The 11,748-nt window shown below is 71.1% G+C and carries 11 protein-coding genes, 1 tRNA gene and 1 rRNA gene; 8 read left to right on the top strand and 5 right to left on the bottom strand.

All coding sequences use genetic code 11. The features are described 5' to 3' along the window. Positions 1-43 precede the first annotated feature (43 nt). From rrf to HDA32_RS22270, 4 genes are all read left to right on the top strand, one after another. A 5S ribosomal RNA gene (gene rrf / locus HDA32_RS22285) occupies positions 44-162 on the top strand. 373 nt (positions 163-535) lie between these two features. Next, positions 536-1,843, top strand: a complete 1,308-nt coding sequence (locus tag HDA32_RS22280; protein WP_179645057.1) for a M16 family metallopeptidase — start codon at positions 536-538, stop codon at positions 1,841-1,843. Between the two features lie 58 nt (positions 1,844-1,901). Continuing rightward, positions 1,902-3,248, top strand: coding sequence for a M16 family metallopeptidase (locus HDA32_RS22275; protein ID WP_179646875.1), 1,347 nt, complete (start codon positions 1,902-1,904; stop codon positions 3,246-3,248). Positions 3,249-3,483: 235 nt separating this feature from the next. Further along, a complete protein-coding gene (locus HDA32_RS22270) occupies positions 3,484-4,779 on the top strand; it encodes a serine/threonine-protein kinase (RefSeq protein ID WP_179645056.1) in 1,296 nt (431 codons plus the stop codon). Between the two features lie 73 nt (positions 4,780-4,852). Here the strand turns inward: HDA32_RS22270 and HDA32_RS22265 are convergent. After that, positions 4,853-4,927, bottom strand: a tRNA-Leu gene (locus HDA32_RS22265). Positions 4,928-5,097: 170 nt separating this feature from the next. Further along, positions 5,098-5,580 carry a thioredoxin-dependent thiol peroxidase gene (bcp, locus tag HDA32_RS22260; RefSeq protein WP_179645055.1) on the bottom strand — a complete coding sequence of 161 codons (483 nt, stop codon included), beginning with the start codon at positions 5,578-5,580 and terminating at the stop codon, positions 5,098-5,100. 288 nt (positions 5,581-5,868) lie between these two features. Here bcp and HDA32_RS22255 point away from each other — a divergent pair, with 288 nt between their 5' ends. Continuing rightward, positions 5,869-6,939, top strand: a complete 1,071-nt coding sequence (locus tag HDA32_RS22255) for a CDP-alcohol phosphatidyltransferase family protein (RefSeq protein WP_179645054.1) — start codon at positions 5,869-5,871, stop codon at positions 6,937-6,939. A gap of 17 nt (positions 6,940-6,956) precedes the next feature. Next, positions 6,957-7,352: a DUF3618 domain-containing protein gene (locus HDA32_RS22250; RefSeq protein WP_179645053.1), complete on the top strand. Its 396-nt coding sequence runs from the start codon at positions 6,957-6,959 to the stop codon at positions 7,350-7,352. A 76-nt stretch (positions 7,353-7,428) separates the two neighbouring features. Here the strand turns inward: HDA32_RS22250 and HDA32_RS22245 are convergent, their stop codons facing one another. Further along, complete coding sequence (locus HDA32_RS22245; protein ID WP_179646874.1) at positions 7,429-8,622, bottom strand: amino acid deaminase/aldolase; 1,194 nt, start codon at positions 8,620-8,622, stop codon at positions 7,429-7,431. 180 nt (positions 8,623-8,802) lie between these two features. Between HDA32_RS22245 and purU the strand changes: the two genes are divergently transcribed. Then, a complete protein-coding gene (gene purU / locus HDA32_RS22240) occupies positions 8,803-9,663 on the top strand; it encodes a formyltetrahydrofolate deformylase (RefSeq protein ID WP_179645052.1) in 861 nt (286 codons plus the stop codon). Positions 9,664-9,830: 167 nt separating this feature from the next. Here purU and HDA32_RS22235 read toward each other — a convergent pair whose 3' ends face one another. After that, positions 9,831-10,367 (bottom strand): Asp23/Gls24 family envelope stress response protein, encoded by a 537-nt coding sequence (locus HDA32_RS22235; RefSeq protein WP_179645051.1) that lies wholly within the window; start codon positions 10,365-10,367, stop codon positions 9,831-9,833. After that, positions 10,358-10,876 carry an RNA polymerase sigma factor gene (locus HDA32_RS22230; RefSeq protein ID WP_246335172.1) on the bottom strand — a complete coding sequence of 173 codons (519 nt, stop codon included), beginning with the start codon at positions 10,874-10,876 and terminating at the stop codon, positions 10,358-10,360. The genes HDA32_RS22235 and HDA32_RS22230 overlap by 10 nt, the downstream gene beginning before the upstream one ends. A gap of 380 nt (positions 10,877-11,256) precedes the next feature. Between HDA32_RS22230 and HDA32_RS22225 the strand changes: the two genes are divergently transcribed. Beyond that, positions 11,257-11,745, top strand: coding sequence for an Asp23/Gls24 family envelope stress response protein (locus tag HDA32_RS22225; RefSeq protein WP_179645050.1), 489 nt, complete (start codon positions 11,257-11,259; stop codon positions 11,743-11,745). Positions 11,746-11,748 lie beyond the last annotated feature (3 nt).

Genomic DNA, 11,748 nt, shown 5'->3' with positions numbered 1-11,748 from the left:
TTTCCCCGGTGGCCATGGTTTGTGGTTGTTGGGGTGTGGGGTTTGCGGTGGTGATGGCGGGAGGGTCACACCCGGTCCCATTCCGAACCCGGTCGTTAAGCCTCCCAGCGCCGATGGTACTGCCTCCATGGTGTGGGGTGGGAGAGTAGGACGCCGCCGCATTTTCTTGCAGAGGGGGCGGGGTTGGCCAGGCATCGTCTGGCCGGCCCCGCCCCCCTCTTTTTTGTGCCCCCTTTTTTTCCGGGGGGGGGGTGGGGGTCTTGGCCGCGGGTGGGGTGCGCGGTGGTGGGGTGGTCTTCTCGCACGGTCGAAGGCCCGTAGACGGAAATCGCCCTCCCGCACGCCCACTCCATCCCGGGGCCGGGCTTAAAGCCCCCTGGAGTCGAGGCGGAGGGGGCCCACCCGCGCGCCCACTCCCGAAGAGGTATCGGCGCGTACCGTGTCAATGGGTGTGGTGACGAGTACGTGGCACTCGCGCAAGGGCATAGGCTCAAGTCGCAGGATGACATCGGGTAAGCGAGGGGTGCGGAGACTGGTGGCGACGAACGGTGCGGTGGGGCAGATCGGTCAATTCACGCTGGACAACGGACTTCGCCTGGTAACCGCTCCGGCCGCCACCGGCCAGGTGGCAGCGGTCAACCTGTGGTACGGGGTCGGCTCGCGGCACGAGGTTCCCGGCCGTACCGGTTTCGCCCACCTGTTCGAGCACCTGATGTTCCAGGGCAGCGGCAACGTCAGCAAGGGCGCGCACTTCGACGCGGTGGAGCGGCTCGGCGGCGACATCAACGCCTCCACCTCCACCGACCGCACCAACTACTACGAGACCGTGCCCGAGCACGCTCTCGACCTCGCCCTCTGGCTGGAGGCCGACCGCCTCGCCACCCTGCGCGAGGGCATGACCCAGGAGGTCCTGGACAACCAGCGCGACGTCGTCAAGAACGAGCGCCGCCAGCGCTACGACAACGTCCCCTACGGCACCGCCTTCGAGCGCATCCTGCGCCTGGGCTACCCGGAGGGCCACCCCTACCACCACTCCACCATCGGGTCCATGGCCGACCTCGACGCCGCCGACCTGGACTACGTCCTGTCCTTCCACGAGCGCCACTACGGTCCGGACAACCTCGTCCTGACCGTCGTCAGCGACCTCGACCCCGGCGACGTCCACGAGCGGGTCAAGCGCTACTTCGGCGGCATCCCCGCCCGGGAGGTCGCCGCCGAGGCGCCCGACGCGGCCCTGGAGGGGCCGATCGGCGGCCCGTTCCGCGAGACCGTCACCGAGCCGGTCCCGGCGCCCGCCGTCTTCCTCGGGTACCGGGTCGCCCCCTACGGCGACCGCGAGTTCGACGTCATGAGCCTGACCTCCGCCATCCTCGGCCAGGGGCAGGGCAGTCGGCTCTACCGGCGGCTCGTCGTCGAGCGCGGTCTCGCCAACGACGACGGCGGGGCTTCGGCGGACCTGCTGCCGTTCCGCTACACGCCCAGCCTCATGCTCGTCAGCATGATCGCCCGTGAAGGCGTCAGCGGTGACGAGCTGGAGGCCGCCATCCTGGAGGAGGTCGCGGCCCTCGCCGACGGCGTCACCGAGGAGGAGCTGGAGCGGGCCCGCGCGGTCCTGGAGCGCGACCACCTCCAGAGCGTCTCCACCCCGGGCGGCCTGGCGGACTCCCTCGGAAGCCACACCCAGCTCTTCGACGACCCCGGGCTCGTCTACACCTGGCCGCAGCGCTGGGCCGAGATCAGCACCGACGACATCGTGGCCGCCGCCAAGCGAATCCTCACCGCAGAGAACCGGCTGGCCGTCCGCTTCGAGCCCGAGTCCCAGTCCGAGACCGCCGAAGCCTGACCCCCGCCGTTCACGTCCGCCAGGCCTCGCGCCCCGGAGAGGAAGAGCCGTTTTGAGCATGCTGCAGCCCCGTCCGACACTCGGTGCTCCCAGCCCGTACACGTTTCCCAAGCCGCGGCGCCTGCGGGTCGGCGGCGGCACGGTCGTCGCCATCGACGTCCCCCGCCAGCCCTACGCGTCGATCCGCCTCGTGCAGCCCGCCGGCGGCGTCAACGAGCCGCTGGAGCACATGGGCGTCGCCGCGCTCACCAACGAGGCGCTGGAGGACGGCGTCCGCGGCAACAGCTCGCTGGCGCCCGCTCTGGAGCGCCACGGGGCCGACTGGATCTCGCGCGTCACCTGGGACAGCTTCGTGACCGGGGTGGACGCTCCGGCCAACCGGATCAACGACGCGGTCTCCCTGTTCGCCGAGGCCGTCCGCGCTCCGGCGCTGCGGCCCGACGACGTGGTGCGCCGCCGCGACCAGCTCGTCGAGCGCTTCTGGCTGGAGGCCTCCGTCGCCTCCACCCTGGCCGCCCGCGCCATCGGCGGGCAGCTCTTCACCGGCCGCTACGCCACCCCGCTCAGCGGCGGCCCGGCGCGGCTGCAGGAGCTCACGCCGGAGGCCGTGGCCGACTTCCACGCGGGCTCCATCGCCGCCGTCGCCGGCACCCTGGTCGTCGTCGGCGACCTCTCCGACGTCGACCTGGAGGAGCTGGGCAAGACCGTCTTCGGTGACGCCGACCCCACGCCCTCCCCGTCCACCTCGGCTCCGGGGTCCGCGCCCGGCGAGCTGCCGCGCATCGTCGTCCTGGACCGGCCGGGGTCCGTGCAGTCGGCGCTGATCCTGGCCCACCGCGCCCCGGCCCGCTCCGAGATCGACCTGCCCAGGGCCGATGGCATGAGCGACGTGCTGGGCGGGATGTTCACCTCGCGGCTCAACATGGAGCTGCGCGAGCGCCTGGGCTACACCTACGGCGTCGGGTGCAGGTTCGACCTGCGCCGCGACAGCGGGGTCTTCCTCCTCAGCACCCAGGTCGAGGCGCCCACGACCGCGCACTCGGTCACCGCGACCCTGGGCGAGATCGAGCGGCTCCAGGCCGACGGCGTGACGGAGAGCGAGTTGGCGGCGGTCCGCGAGTCCAACACGGTGGGGCTCCCGGTGAGCTACTCCACCGCGCGCAGCCTGGCCGGCGCGCTGGTCGAGGCGGTCATCCACGACCTGCCGGAGGACCACGTCGACCGGCTGCGCGCCGGGTTCGAGCGCATCACCTCCGAGGACCTGCACGAGGCCGCGCGCGAGTACCTGCACCCGCGCGACTCCGTGGTCATCGTCGCGGGCGACGCCAAGGAGGTCGCCGGTCCGCTGGAGGAGACCGGTTTCGGTCCCGTCACGGTGCACGATCCCGAAACGTTGTGGACCTAACCGGTTTCGGACGCGCCCTGAGGGCAAAACCGGATGGGAGAGGAGGCGGCCGCGGCAGGTCACGCGGTTACGGGAGATAACGAAACCGAACCCATGTGACTGGGAACTCGCGGCCACCTGCTCTAATGTGCTCCGTAGCTGATATAACGAGGGATCCGTCCCCCCTACGACGAGACCACCATCGTAAGAGTCCGCAGGAGGCCACCGTGGCCCGTGATCTGACGACCTAGAAGCCGTGTCCTCCATCGAAAAGCCCGAAGCAGAGCGGCCTGCGCAGTCGTCGCTCGATTCAGCGCGCCCGGCGACTCTTGAGGCCGCCCCCGACGAGCGGGTGCTGGCCGGCCGCTACGCGTTGCAGGCTCAGATCGCGCGCGGTGGCGTCGGTACCGTGTGGCGGGCCACCGACCTGGTCCTCGACCGCGAGGTGGCGGTCAAGGAGCTGCGGCTGCCGGCCGATCTGAGCGAGTCCGAGCGGACCTCACTGCTGCGCCGTACCACCCGCGAGGCGCGGGTCGCGGCGCGGCTCACCCATCCCGGCGTGGTCACCGTTCTCGACGTCGTGAACGAGGACGGCCGGCCGTGGATCGTCATGGAACTCGTCGTCGCGCGCACGCTCGCCGAGATCATCGAGCTGGCCGGGCCGCTGCCCTACCAGCGCGTCTCCGAGATCGGCCTGCAGTTGATCAGCGCGCTGAAGGCGGCCCACGACGAAGGCATCATCCATCGCGACGTCAAGCCCGACAACGTGATGATCAGCGAGGACGGCCGGGTCGTGCTGACCGACTTCGGTCTGGCGGCGTGGACCGGCGAGTCCGCGCTGACCAGTTCCGGGCGGATCATCGGCTCGCCGTCCTACATCCCGCCGGAGCGGGCGAAGGCCGGGCCGGTGGGGCCGGCGTCGGACCTGTGGTCGCTGGGGGCGACGCTGTACGCGGCGGTCGAGGGACACCCGCCCTACAACCGCAAGGGCTACATCGCGATCCTGCGCGGGGACGACCTGGAGGATCCGCCGCTCGCAGAGCATGCCGGCCCGCTGGCGCCGGTGCTGGCGGGCCTGTTGCACGTGGACTCCGATGCCCGTCTGACGGCGGACAACGCGACGAAGATGCTGCGCATCGCCGCGCTGGCCCCGTGGGCGCCGGAGACCAGCCCCGAGACGGCTGCGAAGTCGGCCGCCGAGGTCACGGGTGCGCAGGAGGCCGTTGAGGAGGAGGTGTCCGCGGACCGCGACGGGGCCAGGGAGCACTTCCGGGCCGGTGCGCACGTGCTGCGCAGTTCGCTGCAGGAGTCGGTCTCGGAGTTGCAGGAGTCGGTTTCGGAGTCGATGTCGTCGCTGCAGGAGGCGCTGCACCGGCACCGCCCCGAGTCGGTCAGCTCCCTGCTGACCTCCATCCGGGAGTCGACGGACACGCTCGGTCTGACGAGTTCGGGCCGGCACCGCAGTAAGAGCCCTGCGGCGGTCGTGGCCGCGGTGGCCGTGGGCGTCCTCGCGCTGCTCGCGGTGGTGCTGTGGGCGCTGCTGTTCCGTTAGCGCGCCGCGAGGTCCGTAGAAGAGGCGGAAGAGCCGAAGGCGCGGGATCGCCGTCCCGCGCCTTCGGCTCGTGTAGGGCCGGCGGGATTCGAACCCGCACTGTACTGCCCCTAAAACAGTCGTCTCCTGCCCGTTGGACTACGGCCCCCGGTTCGCGCCCGGCCATGGTCCGCCGGTGGTCTTCGTCGGCTGTTCGAGCCGTGTCCACGGCGGTTCAGGTCGCACGGCGGGCGGCGCACCGTCCACAATGCTAGCGGCTCACCGGGGCGGCTGTCGCGTGCCGGGAGGAACGGGACCGCGGTGGCGTGGCCCGGCGGCCTACAGTCCCAGTTCGCGCTTGATCCGGTCGACGTGGCCGGTGGCCTTCACGTTGTAGAGGGCCTTCTCCACGGTGCCGTCGGCGGCGATGACGAAGGTGGAGCGGATGACGCCCTGGACGGTCCTGCCGTAGTTCTTCTTCTCGCCGAAGGCGCCGTAGGAGGCGAGGACCTTCTTGTCCGGGTCGCCGAGCAGCGGGAAGGTCAGGCCCTCCTTGTCGCGGAATCGGGCGAGCTTGGCGGTGCCGTCGGGGGAGATGCCCAGCACGGTCAGGCCCGCGGTGTCGAAGGCCCGCAGGTTGTCGCGGAAGTCGCAGGCCTCCGTGGTGCAGCCCGGGGTCATCGCGGCGGGGTAGAAGTACAGCACGACGCGCCTGTCGGACTTGAGCACCTCGCTGAGCGTCACGGGGTTGCCGTCGGCGTCGTCGAGGGTGAAGTCGGGAGCGGTGTCGCCGGGCTGGAGGCGGACGGTGGGCTCGCTCAACGGATCTCCTTTCGGGGAGAAGGGGACTTTCCCCTTGTCATGGCCGGTCCAGCCTAATGCGGGGCCGGAAGACCCCGCTGCGCGGGACGACCGGGGCCGGTTCCGGATGCGTTGTTCATCCGGTGCGCACGCATCGGCCGCGTTCTTCCCCTATCGTTGACCGAACCCAGGCGTCCGGTGGAGGTGTCACGGATCGCGCGGTATGCGTAGACTCGTGCGTCACCCGGTACCGGAGGTGCGCAGGGCCGGAGCACACCCCCCGCTTCGTGGTTTGGGAGTTCACCAGCGATGTCCGGTTTCACTTTGGACGAGGTCAAGGAGCGCACGTGCAAGGTGCGCGATTCCTGGTGGACGGTGTGGGCGGTCGATCCGATCGCGCTGCGCCTGGTCCGGGCGGCGGCCAACCGCACGTCGGTCACGCCGAACCAGTTGACGGTGGCGGCGCTGCTGCTGGGGCTGGGGGCCGCGGCGTGCTTCGCCCTGGGGTCGTGGCCGTTCCTGCTGGCCGGCGCGGTGCTGTACTACCTGTGCTTCCTGCTGGACTGCATGGACGGCAAGCTCGCGCGGCTGACCGACCGGGAGTCGCTGTTCGGGTCCTGGATGGACTACGTCTTCGACCGGTTCCGGGTGCTGGTGTGCGCGATCGCGCTGATGGGCGGGCAGTACGTGCTCACGGGCGAGGTCGTGTTCGTGTGGATGGCGCTGGCGGTGGTCTTCTGCGACATGCTGCGCTACCTCAACGCGCTGCAGGTCTACAAGATGCGCAGGGAGATGCGGTCGCACCTGGCCGGTGCGCTGGAGCGGGCGCGGGCCACGCTGTCGATGCTGGAGCCCGAGGAGGCGCACTCGGACGGCCGGCCGATGAGCGACACGGGCGAGCAGGCGGTGCTGCGGCACGGCATCTCGGTCCTGGCGCAGATCCTGCGCACGCAGACGGAGAAGGAGACGAGGTACGACCGCGACGCGGGCAAGCAGCCCGACGTCCGGCTGCCCAAGATCGACCTGCACCAGGAGTTCCGCAGCCGTTTCCCCTGGTACCAGCGGTTCTGGGACTTCATGCGGGCGCGCAGGGTCCGCACGCACCTGGTCAGCGGCATCGAGTTCCAGACGGCCGTGTTCATCCTGGCCCCGGTGGCCGGGGCGGTCGCGAGTGCCTCGATCGTCTGGATTACCGTTGCCGTGGGCGTTTTGCTGCTCGCGTTCGAGATCGCGATCGTCTATAAACTGTGGTTGTCCACTCGGGACTTCTTCCGCGTGGTGGATGGAATCGAAGGCGCGTTGAATCTCACGCGCTCGCCTGACGAATCGGCCGGCCGCGACGCGTCGGCCGAGAACCCCTCTCAGGTGACCCTGCGGTAGCGGAAGGAAGCGGCTGTATGGAGGGACGCGACCCCGCGGGGATGCGTCGGGATCCGGCCAGTGTGCAGGCGGAGATCGAACGCGTGCAGGCCCGGCTGGCCTGGGCGATCGATGAGATCGGCGATCGGACCAAGCCGGGCAACGTGGCGCGCCGTGGCTGGGGGCGGTTGCGCGACACCGGCGGGCACCTGGCCGAGGAGGCCAGGGCGCTGGTCTCCGGCAGTGGCGTGGTCCGCAGGAGCAGCCAGGAGGTCGAGCCGCCGGAGGGCAGCATCGTCCTCAAGGGCGATGGCGAGGTCGTCACCGACTACGAGATGCGTCCGGGGCCGTCGGGTCCGGTGCTGATCGGTGTCGGGGTGGGCGTCGTCGTCGCCGTGGGCCTGGTCGTGCTGTGGCGGCGCAAGCGGCGCTAGGCCGCACGAAGACGGACGGGAGCGGGAGGGGCCGGGCGGCCGGCCCCTCCCGCTCCGCGTGGTGCGGGCGCGCGGGTCACAGGAACGCCCGTCCCTCGCCGCGGTAGGTGGGGACGGTGGCGGTGACCGCGTCGGTGTCGATGAGGTGCAGTTCGGTGAAGTGCTCGCACAGCTCCCCGGCCTTGGCGTGGCGCAGCCACACGCGGTCGCCGATGGCGAGGGAGTCGGCCGCGGCGCCGAGCAGCGGGGTCTGGACCTCGCCTGCGCCCTCGGTGGGGCTGTAGGAGAGGCCTTCGGGCAGGTAGGGCTGGGGTAGCCGGGCGGCGTCGGCGGTGCCGGAGGCGAGGTAGCCGCCGCCGAGGGCGGTGGCGACGCCGGGGGCGGGGCGGCGGACGACCGGCAGCGCGAAGAGGGCCGCGGGGCGGCCGGCGAACGCGCTGTAGTGGTCGAAGAGGCGGGGCTGGTAGAGGCCGGAGCCGGCGGCGACCTCGGTGACGGCGCGCTCCCTGGCGGTGGTGTGCAGGCTGCCGGTGCCGCCGCCGTTGACGAAGCGCAGGTCGGCGACTGCGCGCACGGCCCTGACGATGGCGGCGCGTCGGCGGGCGAGTTCGTGGCGGGACCTCTTCTGCACCCAGCGCAGGGCCCGGCCGTAGGCCGGTCGGCCGGGAGGGGCGTCGCCGACGCCGGCGATCTGGGCCTCATAGGCCATGATCCCGTCCAGGTGCAGCCCGGGTCGGCGGGTGATCGCGCGGGCGAGCGCCGCGGCCTGCGCCGGGGTGCGGACGGGGGAGCGGTGCGCGCCGATGCGCAGTCGCGGGCCGAGCGGCTGCCAACTGGTGTCGACGTCGATGCACACCTTGATGGGGCGCGCCGGGTCGGGGGCCGCCGCGGCGATGCGGTCGAGGTGGGCGGGGTCGTCGACCATGATCGTGATGGTCTCGGCCGCGCGCGGGTCGGCGGCGAGCCGGGCGATGGCGGCCGAATCGACGGTGGGGTAGGCGACGAGGATGTCGTCGCTGATCCCGTCGGCGGCCAGCCAGAGCGCCTCGGGCAGGGTGTAGGCCATGATCCCGGCGAAGCCGGGCAGGGCGAGGGCTTCGCGCAGGAGGTGGCGGCAGCGCACCGATTTGCTGGCCACGCGGATGGGCGCGCCGCCGGCGCGGCGGGCGAGGTCGGCCGCGTTCGCGCGGAAGGCGGCCAGGTCGACGACGGCGAACGGTGCTCGGAGTCCGGCGGTCGCCGCCTCGTAGCGTTCGAAGAGGCTGCTCATGCCACCGTCCACGCCGCTGTTCAAGCCGCTGCTCATGCCTGCGAGCATGCCATATTTCATGAGAAATATTCACGTCTGTTGTCGCGGCCGTATCCCGCGGTTTTTCCGCACTCCGCCGCCGCACCCCGGTTAACCTGGGGTTCCGGCCGTTCGGCAGAGTTTTCACAAAGGTGCCCTTCAATGACGAGTGATCGTGAATACGTGCTGACCCTGTCGTGCCCCGACAGCCGCGGGATCGTCGCCGCGGTGGCCAACCTCCTGGCCGGGCACGGGTGCAACATCACCGAGAGCCAGCAGTACGGTGACCACTACACGGGGCGCTTCTTCATGCGGGTGCAGTTCGCCGCCGAGGACGCCGGTGTCGGCGAGGACGCGCTGCGCGGCGCGTTCGCGGCGCTGGCCGGCGACTTCCGCATGGACTGGGAGCTGTGGCGGCGCGACACGCGCCCTCGGATGCTGGTGATGGTCTCCAAGTTCGGCCACTGCCTCAACGACCTGCTGTACCGCCAGCGCAGCGGACTGCTCGACGTGGAGATCGCCGGGGTCGTCTCCAACCATCCCGACCTGGAGTTCCTGGCCGACTCCTACGGCCTGGACTTCCACCACCTGCCGGTGACGCCGCAGACCAAGGCCGCCCAGGAAGGGCGGCTGCTGGACCTGGTGGAGTCCTACGACGTCGACCTCGTGGTGCTGGCCCGCTACATGCAGGTGCTCTCCGAGGACCTCTGCCAGAAGATGTCCGGGCGCATCATCAACATCCACCACTCCTTCCTGCCGAGCTTCAAGGGCGCGCGCCCCTACCACCAGGCGCACGCGCGCGGCGTGAAGCTGATCGGGGCCACCGCGCACTACGTCACCGCCGACCTCGACGAGGGGCCGATCATCGAGCAGGAGGTCGCGCGGGCCGACCACACCTACAGCCCGGAGCAGCTCGCCGCCGTGGGCCGCGACCTGGAGTCGGTCGCCCTGGCGCGGGCGGTGAACTGGCACGCCGAGCGGCGGGTGCTGCTCAACGGGGCCAAGACGGTGGTCTTCCGCTAGATCGTTATGGGGGAGGGCCGGGATTGTCTCCGGTCCCTGCCGAGCCCGTGGTGACCTGGTGGGGCTGTCGTCGGCGCCGGCGCGCTGACGGCAGCCTTCCCGGGTCATGCGGTGGTGAATGGAGGACTGCGGTCACGGTCCTCCACCCCCGTCAACGATCTGGCGGCTCAGGCGATGTCGGCGATGTCGACGTCGATCCGCGTGATGCTCCAGCCGAGCTGGCTCCGGCCGGCGCCGCGCACGGCCCGGCGGGCCGCCTCGGCGGTCTCGGGGATGGGGGCGCCGGCCTCGATCCGGGCGGTGAGGCGCACGGGGACGCCCTCCTCGGTCTCCTCCCCGATCACGCACCGGCCGACGCTGAGGCCGGACACCTGCTCCGCCGCCAGGCGCAGGATCCTGGCCGCCGCGGTCTCGCGCACCCGCGTCAGGCCGTCCTCGTGCGGCGGGACGGCCAGCGTCCTGCGGGAACGGGGCTCGGCGCGCACCGCGCGCATGACGTCGCCGAGCAGTCGGGGAGGCGCCGAGACCTCCTCGGCGGCGAGCTCCTCCCGCGCGGCGGCCAGCACGCCGTGGTCGCGCTCCACCGCCCGGCAGTGCGGGCAGTGGAGCTCGTGCTCGGTGCGGGTTCCGGCCTCCAGGTGCTCGATGAGCTCGGCCTTGTCGGTGCCGCAGGGCAGCCGGTCGTGAGTGGGCTCTACCGCCATGAGTGAAGCGCCTCCACGAGGTGGGTACGGGCGCGGTGGATGCGGCCGCGTACGGCGGTCGGGGTCGCGTTGACGATCTCGGCTATCTCGTCATAGCTCATTCCTTCCAGTTCGCGAAGGACCCAGCACGTCCGTTGCGGCGGAGGAAGGCCGGCGAGCGCCAGTTCGAGGGCCTCCCGCAGGCCGGTGGCCACCGAGTGCTGCTCCGGGCCCGCAGCGGGGCCGGGGAGTCGCTTCTCATCGTCGCCGATCGGGACCGCGGGGTGCCGGGAGCGGGTGAGGTTCAGGGCGCGGCGGGTGGCGATCCGGTACAGCCACGCCGGGAACGTCGCCGTGTTCCGCAGCTTCGGCAGTTGCCGCCAGGCCGTGACGAGGGCCTCCTGCGCGGCGTCGGCGGCGTCGCCGGAATCGCCCAGGATGCGCAGGGTGATGCGGTAGACGGCGTCCTGGTGGCGCCGGACCAGGAGTTCGAAGGCGTCGGTATCGCCGTCCTGGGCGTGTTCCACCAGCGTTGCGTCCGAGATCTGCGAATGTGCCTGCGTTTCCAGTGTCCGCCGCCTCCTCGTTCACACCGACTGGGCATTACTTTACGCGGGCGATTAGCTACATTGGGTAGCGGCAGGGGTGACGCCCTCGCTTCGTGGGTATGGATTGTGATCCAGCTCACAAACAGTGGGGCGTGAGGCTGTCGACCTCCGCTGTGTCTTTACCTGTGACGGACGAAAGCGTGGTCATTACTTCAGCGATCGACCACGTGCCCCCGAACGGGGGAGTGAAACGTGAACGGGGCGATCATGGACGGTCCCGGCAGCGCCCGGCGGTGCCGTCGGCGCGGCCGCAGCGCCTTCTCCGATCCCGCTCCGACACCAAGCGCCAAGGGAGTTCAACAGTGACTGATACCAAAACGCAGGCCACGGTGCCCGGCGCTCGCGAGACCGGCTCCGGCGGCTCCGGCAAGGGGGCGCGCGAACTCGTGACGGCCAACGGCCGCACCTCCATCGCCGACCACGTCGTGGCCAAGATCGCCGGAATGGCCGCCCGCGAGGTCGGCGGCGTCCACCGCATGGGCGGCGGTACGGCCCGTGCGTTCGGCGCGGTACGCGACCGCATCCCCGGCGCCACCAGCACCAGCAACGCCGCCCGCGGCGTCGCGGTGGAGGTCGGCGAGCGGCAGGCCGCGATCGACATCGACCTGGTGGTGGAGTACGGCGCGGCGATCCCCGACCTGGCCGCGGCGGTGCGGCGCAACGTCATCGGCGGTGTGGAGCGGATGACCGGCCTGGAGGTCACCGAGGTCAACATCACCATCGACGACATCCACCTGCCCGACGAGGAGGGCGACGAGGACGCCGCCTCCACCGAGCCGCGGGTGCAGTGAAAA

The sequence above is a fragment of the Spinactinospora alkalitolerans genome (assembly GCF_013408795.1).
Classification (GTDB): domain Bacteria; phylum Actinomycetota; class Actinomycetes; order Streptosporangiales; family Streptosporangiaceae; genus Spinactinospora; species Spinactinospora alkalitolerans.
The sequence above is the reverse complement of the archived record's forward strand: the minus strand, read 5'-3'. Positions and strand labels throughout refer to the sequence as shown.

Bases quoted from the DNA above. Each gene is read 5' to 3' on its own strand.
- HDA32_RS22250 (WP_179645053.1), top strand. From the start codon at position 6,957: ATGGAGGGACGCGACCCCGCGGGGATGCGTCGGGATCCGGCCAGTGTG.
- HDA32_RS22275 (WP_179646875.1), top strand. From the start codon at position 1,902: ATGCTGCAGCCCCGTCCGACACTCGGTGCTCCCAGCCCGTACACGTTT.
- HDA32_RS22255 (WP_179645054.1), top strand. From the start codon at position 5,869: ATGTCCGGTTTCACTTTGGACGAGGTCAAGGAGCGCACGTGCAAGGTG.
- HDA32_RS22235 (WP_179645051.1), bottom strand. From the start codon at position 10,367: ATGGCGGTAGAGCCCACTCACGACCGGCTGCCCTGCGGCACCGACAAG.
- HDA32_RS22245 (WP_179646874.1), bottom strand. From the start codon at position 8,622: ATGAGCAGCCTCTTCGAACGCTACGAGGCGGCGACCGCCGGACTCCGA.
- purU (WP_179645052.1), top strand. From the start codon at position 8,803: ATGACGAGTGATCGTGAATACGTGCTGACCCTGTCGTGCCCCGACAGC.